General features: G+C 33.2%; 1 pseudogene. It reads left to right on the forward strand.

Features of this window, described 5'->3' with window-relative positions:
• Positions 1 to 77: 77 nt before the first annotated feature.
• Positions 78 to 274, forward strand: a pseudogene (locus AOA61_RS31430) (hypothetical protein); the annotation flags it as partial.

A 274-nucleotide genomic window follows, 5' to 3' on the forward strand; every position in this document is an offset into this window, starting at 1 on the left:
ATACAACTCTACTATCCATCAATCCAATCCAGGATGCTGTAAATAAATTAAATCAGTTTCAGGTAGACGGAATTATAGTGATTGATGAAAATAATAAAAGTGAATCCTTTTCATCTTCTATTCCAGTTGTCACTTATGGTCTTAGTAACTATGAGAGCCAACACCATATTATTGACGTAAACCGTAAACTTGCAATAACAAAAGCAGTCGATTACCTCTATGAATCTGGACATAGAAAAATAGCTTATATCGGAAATTTGATCGATAAAGGTCC

Source organism: Pseudomonas sp. 2995-1, from assembly GCF_002742505.1.
GTDB lineage: Bacteria > Pseudomonadota > Gammaproteobacteria > Pseudomonadales > Pseudomonadaceae > Aquipseudomonas > Aquipseudomonas sivasensis.